The sequence below is a fragment of the Kitasatospora sp. NPDC059088 genome, from assembly GCF_042738155.1.
Taxonomy (GTDB): domain Bacteria; phylum Actinomycetota; class Actinomycetes; order Streptomycetales; family Streptomycetaceae; genus Kitasatospora.
Genome location: NZ_JBHYGR010000006.1, coordinates 935 through 17,232 on the forward strand (window position 1 = coordinate 935; position 16,298 = coordinate 17,232).

Consider the following 16,298-nt stretch of genomic DNA (forward strand, 5'->3'; position numbering starts at 1 on the left):
TTTGCCCGCCCGGGGCGCCGCCGGCGTGGCCCCCGCCCCCCGGGCGCCCCCCCCCGGCGGCCCGGCCGCCCCCCCCCGGGGCGCCGCCCGCCGCGTTCCCGAAGACGACGGCGACCGTCGACAGGTAGGTGAACTGCTTGATCCGGGAGGTGACCGCGAGCCTGATCAGTTCGGCCGTTCCCAGCACGTTGGGGCCGAACAGCTGGCCGTAGGACAGGACGTGGTTGACCAGTGCCGCCGGGTGGACGATCAGGTCCACGGTGTCGGCCAGCCGCTGCCAGGTCTCCTCGTCGAGCCCGAGGCCCGGTTCCCCGATGTCGCCGGCGACCACCTGGAGGTGCCGGGCGGCGGACTTCCGGTAGCGCTCCACGAGGTCCGGGTCGCCGCTGTCGAAGGCCGCGTCGAGCCGTGCCCGGGCCGCCTCGGCGGAGGAGCCGCGGACCACGCACACCAGCGTGCCACCGCGCTCCGCCACCCGCTCCAGCCACTCCAGGCACAGGAATCGGCCCAGGTAGCCGCTGGCGCCGGTCAGCAGGACGGTCCGGGCCGCGGGCAGCGGGCCGGCCGGCCTCAGCCGTCCGGCCTGCTCGACGGTCCGCGCGTCGAGGAACGCGTCCAGCCGCAGCCGGGCCGCGTCGAGCCGCGTCGCGTCCGGGCCGTGGACACTGTCGACGGTGGGACGGCGGTGCTCCGCCGCGAGTGCCCGCTCGATGTGGTCGGCCACCCGTTGCAGCGAGTTGACCGGGTTGATGATCACGTCGACAGGGACGTCGACGTGGAAGGCCTCCTTCATCAGCTGGGAGAACGACAGCGCCGTGAGGCTGTCACCGCCGAGTTCGAGGAAGCGGGTGCCGGGCCCCACGACCCCGTCCTCCACCCCCAGGAGCGCCTGCGCGGCCCGGAGCACGGTCGCCGGCACCGGCTGGTCGGTGGCGGTCCGGCGCAGCGTCCGGAGTTCCTCGGCCTCCCGGTCGGACAGCCGGGTGTACAGCGCTTCGAGACGCTCGCCGTACCGTTGCGTCAGGGCCGGCCGCAACGGCTTGCGCACCCCGGAGAGCAGCCCGTTCTGCTGGGTGAACGGCTCGGTCTCGACGAGCAGGTCCCGTGGGATCTGGTAGGAGTTCAGCCCCGCCTCGGCGGCGAGCTGCTGCAGGGACGCCCGCAGGACCGGCCTCAGTCGCCGGACGTCCCCGTCGACGCGGTCGAGGGCGTCCTGCGTCGGCACGACCACCGCGAGCAGGTAGGCGCGGGCGCCGCTGCCGTACAGGAAGATCTGCCGGACGAGCGGGCTGCCGTCGTAGAGCGTCTCCAGGCGGGAGAGGGCGACGAATTCGCCCTGGGAGAGCTTGACGACGTTCGAGCGGCGGTCGACGTACCGCAGTTCGTCGGGGCCGACGCGGGCCATGATGTCGCCCGTGCGGTAGAAGCCGTCCTCGTCGAAGACCTCGGCGGTGGCGTCCGGACGCCGGAAGTACCCGGGGACGAGCCGGTCGGACCTGATCAGCAGCTCGCCCCTGGGGTACGGCGAGTCGGTGCCGAAGTACCCCAGTTCGGGTACGTCGACCAGCTTGTGGTCGGTCACCGGCGGGCGCTGCACCCGGCCGTCGAGGGAGATGATCCCGCCTTCCGTCGACCCGTAGCCGTCGAGCAGCCTGACGTGGAAGCAGTCCTCGATGAAGGCCGTCGTCCCCTCGCTCGGCGGGGCCGAGCCGCTGACGGCCCGCAGGAGGCGGCCGCCCATGACCTTCTCCCGCAGCTCCTCCTTCACCTGCTCGGCCGCATCGCCACCGGTCCCGGCCCGGCGGGACGACTGCGCCCGGTAGTGCTGGAGCAGCAGGTCGCAGATGCGGGGCACCATGACGATCTCGGTGGGACGGACCAGGGAGAGGTCCTCCAGGAGGGTCGACAGGTCGTTGGACGCCGCGAAACAGGCCAGGCCCCCCTTGGCGAGCGTCCCGAACAGCACTCCCCTGCCGATCATGTGGCTCAACGGCAGGTAGTTGAGCGTGATGGCGGGCCGCGCCGCCCGGTCGGGCAGGAAGTCGACCCAGAACTGCCGGACCAGGCGCTCGGTGTACATGGCGCCCTTGGGGGTGCCGGTACTTCCCGAGGTGTAGATCAGCGCGCCCAGCGCGTCGGCCGCCGACCCGTCGGGAACCCGCCGGAGCGACGGCAGTGCCCTTCCCCGCCGGACGACCGACGCCAGCGGGTCCAGGGCCACTGCGCGGCCCAGCGCCGCGAGCCGGGCGGACGCGGACTCCAGCTTCTCCTGGTGGGCGGTGACCCCGGGCCGGTGGCCGATGACGACGATCCTGCCCAGCGAGGGGGCGTTCGCCGCGACGTCGAGCGCGACGTCCAGCTGGTCGACGTCCACCACGAGCAGGCGCGGTCCGGCCTGTTCGACGATGGGGGCCAGCTGGGCCGCCGGAGCGCCCGACGGCAGGGGGACGGACACCGCGCCGGAGCGGACGCAGGCCAGGTCCGCCACGGTGTACTCGGCGCTCGCGGGCCCGAGGAGGGCGACGAAGTCGCCGGGGCCCAGCGCCTGTTCGGGGTGGTGGCGCCACTCGGCGGCCACCGCGCCGACCCGCTCCCAGAGTTCGCGGTAGGTGAGCGTGTCGAACCGCGGCAGAAGGCGCAGTGTCGTGCGGCCCGTCTCCGGGTCGGTGACCTGCTCGGTGGCACGTTCGCCCAGGGCGGGGCGGTCGGCGTACGCCTCCATCACGGTGGCCACGAGGTCGGCGAGCGGCAGGTCGGGGCGCCGGATCGCCTCGGTGACGGCGTCCGGGGCGCGGCGTCGCGGAACTGGGCGTCGGTCGCGTACAGGTGGGTGCTTCGTCGGTCGGTACGGGCGTCGAGTTCGTCGGCGGGGAGGTGGGAACGGGACACGGATGATCTCCTTGGCAGCCGGGAGAGCCTGTTCAGGCGTGCGGTGCGGAGTGCCGGGGCACCGGGGTCGGCCGCGGGCTCACCGGCCCTCGGCCGCGCGTGCGTCGGCGGCCCCGTGGTCGTGGGCGAGCCGGACGATCGCGGCCGCGGCGCCACGAGCGCCGCCCGCGTCCCGGGCCTCGATCGCGTCGACGAGCCGCCGGTGCAGGCCGGCGTGCTCCTCGGCGTGGGCCGTGTCCCAGGACAGGCCCCCCAGGTGCGAGGTGAGCGCCGTGCCGAGGTGGTCGTACACCTCGATCAGCAGGTCGTTCCCGCTCGCCCGGACGACGGACCGGTGGAAGAGCGCGTCGACGTCGGTGGCCGCGGCCGCGTCCTCGCCGGCGACGGCCGCTTCGGCGTCGGCCAGCAGCTCCCGCAGCTGCCGCACCTGCTCCTCACTGCGGCGCAGGGCCGCGGCGCCCGAGGCGTACTCCTCCAGGACGGTCCGCAACTCCAGCACGTCGTCCCGCTTCGCGGAGCCTGCCCGCCGCACCAGGACCGACTGGAGCTCGCTGGAGGAGCGGACGTAGGTGCCGTCACCTGCCCTGGGTTCCAGCAGGCCGAGGTGTACCAGGGCACCGATCGCCTCCCGCAGTGTGCTGCGTCCGACCCCGAGCTCCTCCATGAGGACCTGCTCCGGCGGGATCCGCGTCCCGACCGGCCAGCCCCCTGCCTCGATGTGCGAGCGGAGGCTCGCCACGAGCTGGGCGGAGAGGCTGGCCGTTCGCCGTGGTGCGCTGATGGGTTTCATGGAAGCACCATATACAAACATCAGACATTTGAACATCGTCCTCGAACCTGCCTGCTGAAGCGTCAACCGCTGCACGCATGCGCCGTTGTGTCTCGGCAGCCGGGAAACCACGCCCGCGTCCTGGTCCAGACCGCCCGCGACCCCGGCATCCGCGTGCGCGACATCGCCTCCTGCCGCCTGCTCACCGAACGCGCCGTCCAGCGCATCATCACCGACCTGGAACAGGCCGGGTACCTCAGCCACGAACGCCAGGGCCGCGCCAACCACTACCGCGTCACCGCGAGCAAGCAGCTGCGTCACCCCGCCGATGCGGGCCCGACGGTCTCCGAACTCCTCGCCACGCTCCTGCGCTCGACCGCCGACGGACACCGGGACCCGGCGCCCACCGCGCTGGAGTCACCCCGGCCCTGACGGACCTGAGGCCTTGCCCTGCGCTCCTGCCGCCGGGCAGCTGGTCCTGGCTGTCGCGGGCGGTCAGGGTGCCCGGGTGCCGGCCGCCGGCGGTGCGCTCGCCCGACCGCGCTCGGCCTCGTTGCGCTCCTCGTGCTCCCTGGCCTCCTTGGCCTCCTCCTGCTCCTTGGCCTCCTCCGCTTTCGCCCGGACGTCCGCCGGCGTCGGCGCCGTGATGTTCCGCTGTTCCGCGGACCGCTCCCGCGTCTGCTCGTCGTTCGACATGGTTCATCTCCTCCTCTGCACGGTTCCCCCCTCGACCCGGCGTCTCCCCGGGCGGCCGGGACACAAACCGGGGGCGCAGGCGTCCGAAAGGCACTGTCCTCCTCGCCGACACGCGCACCTCGGCGTCACCCGGCGGGCAGCCGCAGCTCGCACCAGACCGTCTTGCCCGGCCCCGTCGGGCGCCACCCCCAGCGGAGTGAGAGCCGGTCCAGCAGGAACAGCCCGAGGCCGCCCTGGTCGCCCGCCCGGTGCGTTGACCGGGGCGATGGCGGCCACGGGCTGGCGTCACTGACCTCGATCCGCAGCCGCCCACCGGCGCGGATCAGGAGCAGCGCCCGCGATCCGCCGGTGTGCCGTAGGGCGTTGCCGACGAGCTCCGAGACCAGCAGGACGGCATCGGCCACCGCCCTCGGATCGGCGGTGTCGGCGAGGAAGTCACCGGTGAAGGCGCGGGCCTCGGCAGCGGTGCCCGGTTCTCCTGGGCATCGGGTGAGTGCCAGGTAACGCCGACGGGTCTGCGGCTCGCCCGGCGGGGCTTCTTCCCCCAGGAGCTGTGCCCGGCTGCGTCCAGCGAGGCCCCGGAGACACCCGGGTCGGTGTCGGCGAACGGCCGGTCGTGCTCGGCCATCGCATGACTGCCCCACCCGACATACGACTTTCCAGTCATGTTTAGCCCGGTTTACTACCTTTTGCGCGGGTAGACGCCTGGGCGGTGCACCGGCCGCCCATTCGACGACGAACGGGCGCGGGCCGGCACACGCGCTCGCCCACCGAGCGTGTCCACTCCTTCCGACGAGGGCGAAGCCATGACGATTCCGACGCCGCCGGATCCGGACACCGAACCGATCCCGCATCCCGCTCCGGTGCCCCGACCGGGCGAGGACCCCGACCCGCCGTCACCGCCGATCCCGCCGTTCCCGCGGCCCGAGCCGTACCCGGACCCCGATCCGGCACCGCCGCCGGTACCGCACCCCGGCCGGTAGCACGGGCCGACGGCGTCGGAGGACCGGGGTCGTCATCGGAGACCGGGGTCGTCAGAGGGGGCGGCGGACGTGGCGGTCGAGCGGGGAGCGCACCTCCAGCCAGACCTGCTTCCCACCGTCCTCGGGCACACATCCCCAGGCCCCGGCCAGCCGGTCGACGACCCGCAGCCCGTGACCGCCCGGCCGCCCCGGCTCGGCGGCGCGCCGCAGCCGCGGGGGCACCGGACTGGCGTCCGTGACCTCCACCCGCAGCCGGGCCCCGTCCCAGTGCAGCCGCAGTTCGCGCGGGCCTCCCGGCGCGTGCAGGCAGGCGTTGGTCACCAGCTCCGAGACCATCAGCAGGACGTCCTCGGTGACGGCCGACTGCTCGTCGTCGGCGGCGGGCAACCAGCGCCAGGACCGCAACGCGTCCCGGCTGAACTCACGGCTGCGCCGCACCGCGCCGTCGACCCCGCTGAACGCCATCCGTCTGGTGCGCTCGCGGCCCGGTGACGGACCCTGCCCGGGGAGGACCATCACGTCCCCTCACACCGGACCGGTCGGCGGAGCGGTGCCGGGCGCCTCCGGCAGGTCCGGCGGGTCCGGCAGGTCCGCCGATCCGAGCGCCGACCGGACGTCCGGGTGGATCCGCAGCACGCTGTCGGCTCCCGTGATCGCGAACAGCCGCGCCACCATCGGGCGCAATCCCGCGAGTTCCAGGCGCAGCCCGGCCTCCTCCCGCTCGATGCGGGCACGCAACAGGAGGTTGAGCCCGGTCGAATCACAGAACCGCAGGTCCGCCAGGTCGACCACGACCCGGTCGATGCCGTCGCCCACCGGGCGGGCGAGCACGGCACGCAGTTCGCCCGCCGTGTCGTGGTCCAGTTCCCCCGCCACGCCGACGACGAGGACCGCCCCCCGGCGGTCCACCGTCACCCGCAGCTCGCCCCCGTCCCCCTCGGCCGTGGTGGAATCCTCGGCTGGCCGTGGCATGGCACGCTCCCTGACCGGTCGGGACGGCGATGTGCCGTCCCGCCCATCATGCCGCGCACCACGGTCGGCCGCGCGAACGACCGGGGCCCACGGGGTCGCCCCCGATGTGACCTGGAGTACCGCCCGCTCGTCGTCCATGCCCCGCGTCTGCCCGACCCCCTCACGGCTACACGCACCGACGGGCAGGAGGCCGAGGCGCTCAGCACGGCACGCCGGGGTGCTCCGGGTGTGAAACCGGTCCGCCCGGGCAGACGCAGCGCGGGGCGCACCCCGCCCCCGTACGAGAGGAGCGCACACGATGGGTACCGAGAACAAGCTGCGCAACGCGGCGGAGAAGGCCCACGGCAAGGCCAAGGAAGCCGTCGGCAAGGCCACGGGCGACCGCACCGTCGAGGCCGAGGGCCGCGGCAAGCAGATCAAGAGCGACCTCAAGCAGGCCGTCGAGAAGGTCAAGGACGCCGGGAAGCACTGACCCCGACACCCGGCACCCGGCGGCCGCCCCGCGCGGCCGCCGGCCCGGTGCCGCGGTCAGTCCTGAACGACCTGGTAGATGCCGTAGACGACACCGGGCACATGGCCGCAGAGCTGGAGCAGGAACGCCCACAGCACCTTCATGCTCGGGCCGTCCTTGATGAGCACCGCCAGCCACGGCAGCACCAGGCACAGGAGCACGAGCAGAACCTTCACCATGATCTTTCCTCGCTTCCCGTCCGCCGGTGCGAACGCGTATCGGAGCGGCTGCCCACCCCCCGCAGCGGCAAACTGCGGCCGTGGGGGGCGCGCGGGGGGGGGGCGGCCCCCCCCCCCCCCCCGCGCAAAGCGGGGCCGCCGGCCCCCGGGGGGCCCCCCGCGGCGACCGCAGCACTCACCGCACGCGTGGGATCGCAGGCCAGGGGTACGCGCCGGGGCACCGCACACCGGAGGAGGAACCATGCCTGCGGGTTCGAACAAGAAGCGTGAACGCCAGTACGAGCACATCAAGGACAGCGCGCTGGAGCGCGGGGAGAGCGGGAAGCGGGCCGAGGAGATCGCGGCCCGGACCGTGAACAAGGAACGGGCCCGGCACGGCGAGTCGAAGACGGCCAGCCGCTCCTCCCTCCACGACATCTCGTCCTCCCGGCGCGGTGGACTGCGTTCGCACTCCGGCTCCCAGGGGCCGACGAAGGAGCAGCTGTACAACGAGGCCAGGCAGCGCAACATCCACGGCCGTTCGACGATGAACAAGAAGGAACTGGCCAGCGCCCTGGGCCGCTGACCGGTCCTCAGGAACCGGCGGAGCGGTCGGCGCCGAGAGGCGTCGGCCGCCGAGATCTGTTCACCCGGCCCGGCAGGCGGTGTTGCTCCGCCACCGGCCGACCGTGGTCGGAGCGTCGGCAGACCCGGGGCCACGGCCTGCCGGGTTCGGCTCACCCGATCGCCGGCCGGCCACCAGGCGGTGACCTGAGGAGCGCCGCCCGGGCCGGACCGTCCGGCGGCGGGCTGCCTCCCGCAGACGTAGGTTGCGGGCATGACCAGTGACGAGACGACGGTCCCGGCCGTAGGGGTGCGCCCGCTGGGCGAGGTGTTCGACGCGATCGAGACGGCGAACCGGCGCCCGCAGCCGTGGACCGGTTTCGAACACGGCGTCCTCGGGGCCTACCGGTGGGCCGCCGGGGCGCAGGTCGCGGCACCGGTCACGGCCGCCGCTGCGCTCGGTGCCGCGGGGCCGTGCCGGGCGCAGCTGCTGGCGGAGTGCCAGGCCGCCTCGGTCCGTCTGCGCGAAGCCCTGGCTGCGGGCACGGACGGCGCGGGCGTCCTCGGCGCCTACCAGGCGCTGGCGTGGCTGTGCGGCCACCACGACGACCGTCCCTGACCGCTGCCGCTTCGCTTTCGGAAAGGTGCCGACATCGTACCCAGCTCGAACAGACCACTCCGGTGGAGGAGCCCTCGTTCCCGACCTGCTCCTCCGGTGGGCCTGGGGTCCGACGGCGTGAAGGACACCGGCAGCTCTGGCCACCGGCGAGCGGGAGCGCTCGAGCCGCCCGGGAGGCAGCTGAGGGCCGACGCACATAGGTTGCTCGCATGACAACAGACGAGGCGACGATCCCCGCGGTGGGGGCGCGTGGCCTGGACGAGGTATTCGAAGTGACCAAGGCGGCCAACCGGCACCCCTCGCCCCGCACCGATTTCGAGCACGGAGTGCTGGCGTCCTACCAGTGGGCCACCGGTGTCCAGACCGAAGCCCCCGTGACCGAATTCGCGTCGCCCGGGACCGGGGGGCCTTGCCGTGAGCAGCTCTTCGCCGAATGCCGCAGCACCGCCGTGAGACTGCGCGCCGCCCTGAACGACGGTGCCGACGCCGGCTACGCCCTCGGCGCCTACCAGGCACTGGCCTGGCTCTGCGGCCACCACGACGACCATCCGTGACCCGGCAGGGTCCCTGCGGCGACGCGCACGCAGGCACGTGGCGCTGCGTCCCACGGACGGCGGACCGGCTTCACCAAACGCGGCCATGGCCCGGGAATCCGCAGGAAGGAGCAGAGGCGTGGGTCAATTCGAGGCGTTCAGCGCCCTGTTGGACTATTCGGTCTATGTCGTCACCGCGGCGGTCGGTGAGGATCGCGCGGGGTGCCTGGTCGGCTTCGCCGGCCAGAACTCGCTGCACCCACCGCGTTTCACCGTGTGGATCTCCAAGGCGAACCGTACCTACGCCGTCGCGTCACGGTCACGGGTGCTGGTGGTCCACTTGCTCCCCGCACACCGCCACGACCTCGCCGAGCTCTTCGGTGCTCGCACCGGTGACCGGATCGACAAGTTCGCGGCCACCGCGTGGGAGCCCGGTCCGGGCGGAGTCCCGGTCCTGACCGGCGCCATGGCCTGGTTCGCCGGCCACGTCCTCGACCGGGCCGACTGGGGCGACCACGTGGGATTCCTCCTCGCCCCGTTCGACACCACGACCACGTCGCACTCCAGCGGTGGGCCGCTGACCTTGCACGACGTGAAGGACATCAACGCCGGACACCCGGCGTAACCGGGCAGACCGCCTGGGGTGAGGTGGGACGGGGCGGGCTGGTGACGACTCCCCGAACAGCTCTCGGCGGCGGGAAAACCGGCTCTTCCCCACCCTGGGCTCCGTGCTCCGGCCCCGGAGCTGCGCCGCTGCTCGCGGCGCGTGCGCCAAGCCGCCTCGGCGGCTCCAACCGGGCCGGTCCGGGGACCTCCGCCCGGCACGGGCATTCCCTGACCGGCGAGCATGGCCGGCACGCCGCCCGTGGGCCGTTTGACGCCGGGCACGGCGGCAACCCGCAGGAGTATGACGTACCTAGGAGAAACCGTACCGACCGTCCCGCAGCCCCGTTCGGCCGGCGACCGGCCGGACGGCGCGGACGGCACCGGCCCGTGGTTGTACAGCCGCAGCGGCCCCTCCGGGGCTGACGGACCGACTGGTGCCGTGCTGTTCGGCCGGGACGGCACCCTCCTCCAGGATGTGTCCTGCAACGGCGATCCCGCCCTCGTCCTCCCCATGGCGGGCGTACGAGGCACCCTGACGGCCCTACGCGGGGCGGGCCTCGCCATCGGCGTGCTGACCAACCAGCCGGGCGTCGCCCGTGGCCTGATCGGACGCGCGGAGGTCGAGGCCGTCCAGGCTCGTGCCGAGCTACTTCTCGGCCCCTTCGACGTGTGGGCGGTCTGCCCCCACGGCAGGCACGACGGCTGCTCGTGCCACATGCCCTCGCCCGCTCTGGTCTCCGCCAGCTGCCGGGCCCTCGGTCTGCCGCCCGCCCGGGTGACGGTGATCGGCTCCGGCGACGCCGTGATCGCCGCTGCCCTGGATGCCGGCGCCCGCGCGATCCGCGTCCCCGAGGCCGCGGCACGGATCACGGTGCCCTGCCCGCCCTGCACGCTGACCGTCTGCCGGGCCGCCGCCGGCCCGGTCCAGGCCGCCGACCTCCTGCTGCACCGCTGAACACCCCACCGCCGGAGCGTGGGGAACGCGCGATGAGCATCACCCCCGGAGGCTCCGAGCCCCGGAACCCAGGTCCCCCGGCCTCGGAGCGACACCCCACCGACGTCGAGAAGTCCGTGCACCGGTTGCCCTGCCGCTGAGCCCATGAGCCCCGCAGGCCCGGTGGCCCCACCCGGCGCCGACCGGGAGCGTCAGCCCCGATCGGCGGCCGCGGCCCGCACCTTGAGCGCCGCGTCGATCCCCCGCACGAACTGGTCGAGGTCGTCCGGCGTGCGGGAGGTGATGAGACGCCAGCCGTTCGTGTCGTCCGTGACGAGCGCGGCGTCCGTCCAGTCGGCGCCGGCGTTGGCGAGGTCGGTGCGCAGCGACGGGTAGGAGGTGAGCTCCTTTCCGTACACCACGCCGGCCTCGACCAGCACCCACGGACCGTGGCAGATCGCGGCGACCGGGCGGCCGGAGGTGGTGAAGGCGAGGACGAGGTCGACGGCTTTCCGGTGCGTCCGGAGGGCGTCAGCGTTGAGGGTGCCGCCCGGGACGAGGAGCAGGTCGTAGGCGTCCGCGTCCACGTCGTCGAGGGTGTGCGTCGGTTCCACCGTCTCGCCGCGCTTCTCGTCCCCGACGAGGGTGCGGATGTCGTCCCGGCTCGGGGCGGCGATGTCGACGTGGACGCCGTCGTCACGCAGGTGCCGTACCGGGACGAGGAGTTCGTCCTGTTCGACACCGTGGTTGGTCACGATCGCGAGGACCTTGGTGTGGTTGTTCACGGCTGCCTCCTGTGGCCTCTTCCGGGCCCGGGCCGTCGTCGCCCGGGCCCCCGGACCGCTGCGGGTACCCGGTCTCCGGGCCCCCACCCGGGATTCGCCGGGCCAGGTTCGGGTAGCCGCGCGGCAGCGGCGAACCCCGGCGTCCGCCCCGAGGACCAGGAGGAAGCGGTGAGTGTGAGACGAAGCTCGTGGGCCATAGCGATGCGCGGCCGGCACGGACACGAACGCACGGATCCCGACGGAGCGAGGCCGTTCCCGCCCTCCGTCGTCCGTCCGCACTCCAGGCGGTCCGCCACGGTCGCGGACGCACCGGCGGTCGACCGCCGGAACCCGGACGTTCCGCAGGGGCCGGCCCCGGAACCGGAGCCGCCGACCGCCGACGCCGTCGCACCGTGAGGCCGACCCCGCCCACCACCGGAGCCCCGGGGGCTCCGCCGTGCCGCCGCGTCTCCCTGTCGTGCCGTCAGTCCTCGCCGGGGTCGCCGTAGCGGGCCCGCCACTCGCGCGCCCTGGCGTTGTGCCACTCGACGCCCTGGGCGGCCTGCTGGATCGAAAGACCGCTGAGCTCGGCGACCGTGCTGAGCGGGACGGGCTCGCCGTCGCACTCTGCGAGCGCGCGGCAGACCTTGCCGGCCCACAGCTCCTCCGGCACGAACGGGCGCTTGCGGTACTGCGCGATCAGATCAGCCAGGTGGTTGACGGTGCAGGCGGTCAGCGCCCGTTTGCCGTCCAGGCTCTGGTCGCTGACGTGCAGCGCGGAGGAATCCGGCACGAGCACGCCGAGCAGGTCGCCCTCGTCGACGGCCCGGCCGCAGAGGTCGCAGAGGTCGAGTGTTCCGGGGATGCCGTCGGACTGGTCGTCCGCTGGGGGGCCGATGTCCTCCATGCGGCGCGCCTACCCGCCGGGTCACAAACCAACCACCTGCCCGAGCAGCGGGGGACGTCGCACCCGGTGACGCCGCAGAACGGTCGCAGCGGTCAGTCGGTGAGCACGGCGGCAGGGTCGATCCGCCCCTCCACGAGGGCGCGGGCCGCGTCGGCGACGCCGGTGCCGCTGCGGCGGGCGTGGTCCCGGAGCGCGTCGAAGGCGCCGTCCATGTCGAGGCCGCCGGCCTCCGCGAGGACGCCCTTGGCCCGCTCGATGGCAGCGCGGTCCGCCGGCGAGGCGCTGATCTCCTCGGCGGCGGTCTGCTCCCGCCCGTAGCGGCGCTGGAGCAGCGCGATCACGGCCAGGTCGGCCAGCGGCTTCAGAACGTCCGGGCCGTCCTCGCCGGGCTCGGTCCCGGGGTGGACGTCGAAGACGTTGAGCGCGCCGACGACCCTGCCGTCCAGGCGCAGCGGCACCGCGCGAACCGAGCGGAACCCGAGGTCGAGGGCGCGCGGCACGAAGCGGGGCCAGCGGGCCCCGGCCCGGTCGAGGTCCCGGACGACGACCTGTTCGCCGGTGCGGTGGCAGTCCAGGCAGGGCCCCTCGCCGATGGCGATCTGCAGGGCCTCCAGGCGGCGGACCCGGTCGTTGGAGTAGGCGATGTCGCGCAGCTCGCCACGGCGGTCCGCGACGACGAGACCGGTGCCCGCCGTCCCGCTGAGCGCCGTGCACACTTCGGTGAGCCGGTGCAGGAACTCGACGGTGTCGTAGCCGGGACCGATCAGCGATTCGGTGAGCCCGGCGAACGCCTCGTTCACGCGGGCCTCGCGCGTCATGACCGCCTCCACTTCCCTTCGGGGCCAGGCTACGCCCGCGCCGGGCCGTCGGTCATCCGTCATCGGTCCTCCTCGGTGAACCGCAGCCGTCGCTCCACGACGTCGTGCGCAACCTCGTCGATCTCGCGGTCGTGGGCGAAGGCGTGGGCGCGTAGCCGGTCGAGGACCTCCTCGGCAGGTGCCCCCAGCTGCACCATGATCATGCCGACCGCCTGGTCCACCTCGACGCCGTTCAGCGGCGGGTCGTCGAGCCACGGCTGGACGGGCACCTCGCCCGAGGGCGTCATGAAGGAGCCGACGATGGCGAGGGTCACGCTGGTGGCGGCGACCTGGATGTCGGCGACCTCACCGGCCGCCGGGAGCCCGGGGGTGGCGCGGTACAGGCTGAGCACGCCGATGCCGGAGGACCCGAGGTGGAGCGGCGAGGCGTAGACGCTGCGAAGGCCCCGGTGGTCGACGACGGCGGTCGAGGCGAGGTCCGTCACCAGGACCGGCCAGCGCACCTCCGCCCGTGCGAGCAGGTCGGCGACGGCCACCGGCCGACGGCTGCGGAAGGCGTCCACGCCGGGGCCCTCGCCAAGGCTGAACTGCCGCTCCTCCAGGTGGCGGGCCCGGCCGTCGCTGGCCCAGACGCCGGCCCGATGGCCGGTGTCGGCCATGAGGGTGATCGAGGCGGCCTCCACGGACAGGGCGTCGACACATGCCGCGCAGAGGCGTTCGGGCAGAGAGGGGCGGCCCGGGCCGTTGACGGCCTCGGCCATGATCTGCGCGATCCGCGTCAGATCGGCCATTTCCGCGCCTCGTTCTCCTCGCCTGCGGCCGACCCGGGCCCTCCGGCTGCCGTCCCGGTCGTCATGGTCGTCCTGGTCGTCGGGTTCTCCCGCACCACGGCGGCTCGCGCCGCGGCATGATCACCGAAGTACAGGTGTCCGGGCCGTCACCACGGGACCACCATCCGTTGCGCGTCTACCCGGATCGGTCCGGCGCACACCCGGGAACGGGTTTCGGCTGCCACGCCCCGGCAAGCCGCCCGGTATGAACGCTCCCCTGAATCCCTCAGCCCTGCTGAACTCCTCATCCCTGCGCGCGGACCGGTGGGCCCGCCGGCTGCGGCGGGCGCTCGACGCGCCGTCGCACTGGGAGGTCCTCGACCGCCCGGCCGGGCCGATCGCCGATGCTGTGGAGGCCCTCCCGCTCGGCCCGTACCGCGACGCGCTGCACGGCGTCTGGCTCGGGCACCCGCTGCACCCGGTGCTGGTCCAGGTGCCGATCGGCTGCTGGACGTCCGCCGCGCTGCTGGACTTCCTCCCGGGTGCCCGGCGCCCGGCCGACGCCATGGTCACCGTCGGGCTGCTGGGCGCCGCCCCGGCCGCGCTGGCCGGCTGGGTGGACTGGGCCCGGCTGGACGCGCCACGCCGCCGCACCGGTCTGGTGCACGCGCTCGCCAACACCGTCGGCGTGCTGCTGTACGCGGGCTCGCTGTCGGCCCGCTGCCGGGGCCGCCGCGCCCGCGGGCGGCTGCTCGGGCTGGCAGGCCTCTGTGCCGTCACGGCCGGCGGCACGCTCGGCGGTCACCTGGCGTACGCGCAGGCCGCCGGACCCGACCGGACCGCCGCCGTGCCCCGGCTGGCGCCCGCGGACTGGGTCGGACTCGGGCCATTGAACGACTTCCCGCCGGGCGAGCCCGTCCGCAGGACGGCGGGCGGGGTGCCCGTGGTCGTGGTCCGGGTGGGCGAGCGCTGCCACGTGCTCGCGGAGCGCTGCTCCCACCTCTCCGGCCCGCTCGCCGAAGGCACGGTGGCCGACGGCTGCCTGCGCTGCCCGTGGCACGGCAGCGAGTTCCGCCTCCGGGACGGCCAGGTCGCCGCCGGCCCGGCCACCGCGCCGCAACCGGTGTTCGAGACCCGGGTGCTGTCCGGGCACCTGGAGGTGCGGCTGCCGGGAGCCGGCTGACCCGTTGATGGAGCTGACGGCTGACCGGCCGTCACCGTCCCGCACCCCGATCAGGGGCTGTCGCCGGGCGATCGAGCAGTCGGATCGAGAGGTCGGAGGATCCATGGCCGACGTCGTCTCTCACCTCGCGGCACACGCCGCCCGGCCGGTGCACCGTGCCGACGGTTCCGGCGCACGGCCGAGCGACAGTGGCTCGCGATGCGCCACCGGAGCGACTACCGGGAACCGCCCGCCCGGCTCTGCCGGCAAGGGGCCGGCCGCTCACCGGGCCCCTGCACGGCGCAGGCGCGCAGCACCGCGCAGGCGAGGGCGAGGGCGAGGGCCCAGCAGCCGGTCACCGTCAGCGCGAGAGGCGCGGCCGTGGTCCGGAGGCCGGCCGCGAGCAGGCCCAGGGAGAGCAGCCCGAGCGCCAGGACCGTCCGGGTCCGTGCACCCCGGGTGGCCTCCAGGGCCCGGCTGCGCAGCCCGAACACGATTCGACGCCCCAGGGCACCGCGCCGCCGCCCACGCCAAGCCGCTGCCCGCCGCTGCCGTCCGTCCATGACGTCCTGCCTCCTCGCACGCCCGTCCCCCGGTCCGCCGGTCCGGGTTCCCCGTCGGGGCGCGGACTAACGCACGACCTCGTGTCGCGCTCGGAGGCGGACGGCGAGGAGGCAACTGTCGTCCGCGGGGTTGGGGCCGCCCAGCCGGTCCGCGAGGTGGTCGAGCAGCCCGACGAGGTCGGCGGCGGGGTACTCCTCGGCGGCGCGCAGCAGGCGGTCGGGGCGGCCGGTGTCGGCGTCCCGGCGGTTCAGCAGGCCGTCCGTCCAGAGCAGGACGGTGTCGCCGGGGTCCAGCGGCTGGACGGTGTCGCGGTAGCGGCTCTCGGGCAGCGCTCCGAGGACCGTGCCGGTGGGCCCGGCGGCCGGCGCGGCGGCCCCGCCCCGGAGCAGGGCGGGCGGCGCGTGCCCGGCGGCGCTCCAGGTGAGCGTGCGGGCGGCCGGGTCGAGCAGGGCGCACAGCACGCTGGCGATCCGGCGGCCGCCCCGGTGGCAGAGCAGCACGTTGAGGCGGTCGAGCGACCGGGCTGGGCCGGCGCCGACGATGCAGAGCCCGCGCAGCGCGTACCGCAGCTCGGACATGCCGACGGCGGCGGCCAGGCCGTGGCCGCTGACGTCGCCGACCGCGAGCAGCACCGGACCGCCGGGTAGGGCGGTGAGGTCGTACCAGTCGCCGCCCACCCGGCGGTGGTCGCCGGCCGGCAGGTAGCGGGCGGCGTGGTCCAGGCCCGCGAGCGGCGGGTCCGGCTCGTCCGGCGCTCCCATCAGGGCGTTCTGCAGGGCCTGGGTGGTGCGGTGCTCGGCCGCGGCCCGGCGCTGCTGCTCCGCGAGCCTCGTCCGCACTCCGAGCAGGACCTGCTCGGTACGGTGCCGCTCGGTCACGTCCTGGAGGACGCCCCGCACGGCGCACACCCGCCCGGTGGCCGGGTCGACGACCGCCTCCGCAGCGATCCGGACCGTCCGCGCCCCCGGCCCGGGCGGCCCGACCGCGACGTCCACGGCGGGGGGGGGGGGGCCCGCGCCCCCCCCCCCCGCCCCCCCCCCCCCCCCCCGCCCCGCGCGCGGGGGGGGGCGCGCGCGCGC

Annotated in this window: 22 protein-coding genes; 8 read left to right on the forward strand and 14 right to left on the reverse strand. The window is 74.6% G+C overall.

Going from position 1 to position 16,298, the window contains the following annotated elements; genetic code table 11:
- From ACFWXO_RS04305 to ACFWXO_RS04315, 3 genes are all read right to left on the reverse strand, one after another.
- Nucleotides 1-2,734: AMP-binding protein (locus ACFWXO_RS04305; protein ID WP_380522070.1), on the reverse strand; the 2,734-nt coding region annotated here is incomplete at its 3' end.
- Complete coding sequence (locus ACFWXO_RS04310; protein WP_380522072.1) at nt 2,722-2,889, reverse strand: hypothetical protein; 168 nt, start codon at nt 2,887-2,889, stop codon at nt 2,722-2,724. The genes ACFWXO_RS04305 and ACFWXO_RS04310, both read right to left, overlap by 13 nt.
- A gap of 79 nt (nt 2,890-2,968) precedes the next feature.
- Nucleotides 2,969-3,679 carry a FadR/GntR family transcriptional regulator gene (locus ACFWXO_RS04315; protein ID WP_380522074.1) on the reverse strand — a complete coding sequence of 237 codons (711 nt, stop codon included), beginning with the start codon at nt 3,677-3,679 and terminating at the stop codon, nt 2,969-2,971.
- Nucleotides 3,680-3,766: 87 nt separating this feature from the next.
- Between ACFWXO_RS04315 and ACFWXO_RS04320 the strand changes: the two genes are divergently transcribed.
- Nucleotides 3,767-4,090: a MarR family transcriptional regulator gene (locus ACFWXO_RS04320; RefSeq protein WP_380522076.1), complete on the forward strand. Its 324-nt coding sequence runs from the start codon at nt 3,767-3,769 to the stop codon at nt 4,088-4,090.
- A gap of 63 nt (nt 4,091-4,153) precedes the next feature.
- Here ACFWXO_RS04320 and ACFWXO_RS04325 read toward each other — a convergent pair whose 3' ends face one another.
- The 4 genes from ACFWXO_RS04325 to ACFWXO_RS04340 all read right to left on the reverse strand — a co-directional run bounded on the left by ACFWXO_RS04325 (nt 4,154) and on the right by ACFWXO_RS04340 (nt 6,309).
- Complete coding sequence (locus ACFWXO_RS04325) at nt 4,154-4,354, reverse strand: hypothetical protein (RefSeq protein ID WP_380522078.1); 201 nt, start codon at nt 4,352-4,354, stop codon at nt 4,154-4,156.
- A 125-nt stretch (nt 4,355-4,479) separates the two neighbouring features.
- Nucleotides 4,480-5,208, reverse strand: a complete 729-nt coding sequence (locus ACFWXO_RS04330; RefSeq protein WP_380522080.1) for an ATP-binding protein — start codon at nt 5,206-5,208, stop codon at nt 4,480-4,482.
- 180 nt (nt 5,209-5,388) lie between these two features.
- Nucleotides 5,389-5,802 carry an ATP-binding protein gene (locus ACFWXO_RS04335; protein ID WP_380522082.1) on the reverse strand — a complete coding sequence of 138 codons (414 nt, stop codon included), beginning with the start codon at nt 5,800-5,802 and terminating at the stop codon, nt 5,389-5,391.
- A 60-nt stretch (nt 5,803-5,862) separates the two neighbouring features.
- Nucleotides 5,863-6,309, reverse strand: coding sequence for an STAS domain-containing protein (locus ACFWXO_RS04340; RefSeq protein WP_380522084.1), 447 nt, complete (start codon nt 6,307-6,309; stop codon nt 5,863-5,865).
- A gap of 298 nt (nt 6,310-6,607) precedes the next feature.
- On the opposite strand from ACFWXO_RS04340, the gene ACFWXO_RS04345 reads away from it, so the two are divergent.
- Nucleotides 6,608-6,781: a CsbD family protein gene (locus tag ACFWXO_RS04345; RefSeq protein WP_380522086.1), complete on the forward strand. Its 174-nt coding sequence runs from the start codon at nt 6,608-6,610 to the stop codon at nt 6,779-6,781.
- A gap of 56 nt (nt 6,782-6,837) precedes the next feature.
- Here ACFWXO_RS04345 and ACFWXO_RS04350 read toward each other — a convergent pair whose 3' ends face one another.
- A complete protein-coding gene (locus ACFWXO_RS04350) occupies nt 6,838-6,999 on the reverse strand; it encodes a YqaE/Pmp3 family membrane protein (protein ID WP_380453000.1) in 162 nt (53 codons plus the stop codon).
- A gap of 241 nt (nt 7,000-7,240) precedes the next feature.
- Between ACFWXO_RS04350 and ACFWXO_RS04355 the strand changes: the two genes are divergently transcribed.
- The 5 genes from ACFWXO_RS04355 (at nt 7,241) to ACFWXO_RS04375 (ending at nt 10,255) form a co-directional block, all read left to right on the forward strand.
- A complete protein-coding gene (locus ACFWXO_RS04355; RefSeq protein WP_380522088.1) occupies nt 7,241-7,564 on the forward strand; it encodes a plasmid stabilization protein in 324 nt (107 codons plus the stop codon).
- Nucleotides 7,565-7,816: 252 nt separating this feature from the next.
- A complete protein-coding gene (locus tag ACFWXO_RS04360; RefSeq protein WP_380522090.1) occupies nt 7,817-8,161 on the forward strand; it encodes a hypothetical protein in 345 nt (114 codons plus the stop codon).
- A 209-nt stretch (nt 8,162-8,370) separates the two neighbouring features.
- A complete protein-coding gene (locus ACFWXO_RS04365; protein ID WP_380522092.1) occupies nt 8,371-8,715 on the forward strand; it encodes a hypothetical protein in 345 nt (114 codons plus the stop codon).
- Nucleotides 8,716-8,833: 118 nt separating this feature from the next.
- A complete protein-coding gene (locus ACFWXO_RS04370) occupies nt 8,834-9,319 on the forward strand; it encodes a flavin reductase family protein (RefSeq protein ID WP_380522094.1) in 486 nt (161 codons plus the stop codon).
- 282 nt (nt 9,320-9,601) lie between these two features.
- Entirely contained in the window at nt 9,602-10,255 is a 654-nt protein-coding gene (locus ACFWXO_RS04375) for an HAD-IIIA family hydrolase (protein WP_380522096.1), read from the forward strand.
- A 191-nt stretch (nt 10,256-10,446) separates the two neighbouring features.
- On the opposite strand, the gene ACFWXO_RS04380 is transcribed toward ACFWXO_RS04375, so the two are convergent.
- From ACFWXO_RS04380 to ACFWXO_RS04395, 4 genes are all read right to left on the reverse strand, one after another.
- Nucleotides 10,447-11,019: a type 1 glutamine amidotransferase domain-containing protein gene (locus ACFWXO_RS04380; RefSeq protein WP_380522098.1), complete on the reverse strand. Its 573-nt coding sequence runs from the start codon at nt 11,017-11,019 to the stop codon at nt 10,447-10,449.
- Between the two features lie 463 nt (nt 11,020-11,482).
- A complete protein-coding gene (locus tag ACFWXO_RS04385; RefSeq protein WP_380522100.1) occupies nt 11,483-11,905 on the reverse strand; it encodes a hypothetical protein in 423 nt (140 codons plus the stop codon).
- 92 nt (nt 11,906-11,997) lie between these two features.
- Nucleotides 11,998-12,723 (reverse strand): GAF and ANTAR domain-containing protein, encoded by a 726-nt coding sequence (locus ACFWXO_RS04390; protein ID WP_380522102.1) that lies wholly within the window; start codon nt 12,721-12,723, stop codon nt 11,998-12,000.
- Nucleotides 12,724-12,782: 59 nt separating this feature from the next.
- Nucleotides 12,783-13,514 (reverse strand): GAF domain-containing protein, encoded by a 732-nt coding sequence (locus ACFWXO_RS04395; RefSeq protein ID WP_380522104.1) that lies wholly within the window; start codon nt 13,512-13,514, stop codon nt 12,783-12,785.
- Nucleotides 13,515-13,758: 244 nt separating this feature from the next.
- On the opposite strand from ACFWXO_RS04395, the gene ACFWXO_RS04400 reads away from it, so the two are divergent.
- On the forward strand, nt 13,759-14,676 hold the full coding sequence (locus tag ACFWXO_RS04400; protein WP_380522106.1) for a Rieske 2Fe-2S domain-containing protein: 918 nt from the start codon (nt 13,759-13,761) through the stop codon (nt 14,674-14,676).
- 215 nt (nt 14,677-14,891) lie between these two features.
- Here ACFWXO_RS04400 and ACFWXO_RS04405 read toward each other — a convergent pair whose 3' ends face one another.
- Together ACFWXO_RS04405 and ACFWXO_RS04410 are read right to left on the reverse strand one after the other, a co-directional pair.
- Nucleotides 14,892-15,149 carry a hypothetical protein gene (locus ACFWXO_RS04405; protein WP_380522108.1) on the reverse strand — a complete coding sequence of 86 codons (258 nt, stop codon included), beginning with the start codon at nt 15,147-15,149 and terminating at the stop codon, nt 14,892-14,894.
- 135 nt (nt 15,150-15,284) lie between these two features.
- Entirely contained in the window at nt 15,285-16,214 is a 930-nt protein-coding gene (locus ACFWXO_RS04410; RefSeq protein WP_380522110.1) for a PP2C family protein-serine/threonine phosphatase, read from the reverse strand.
- Between the last annotated feature and the right edge of the window lie 84 nt (nt 16,215-16,298).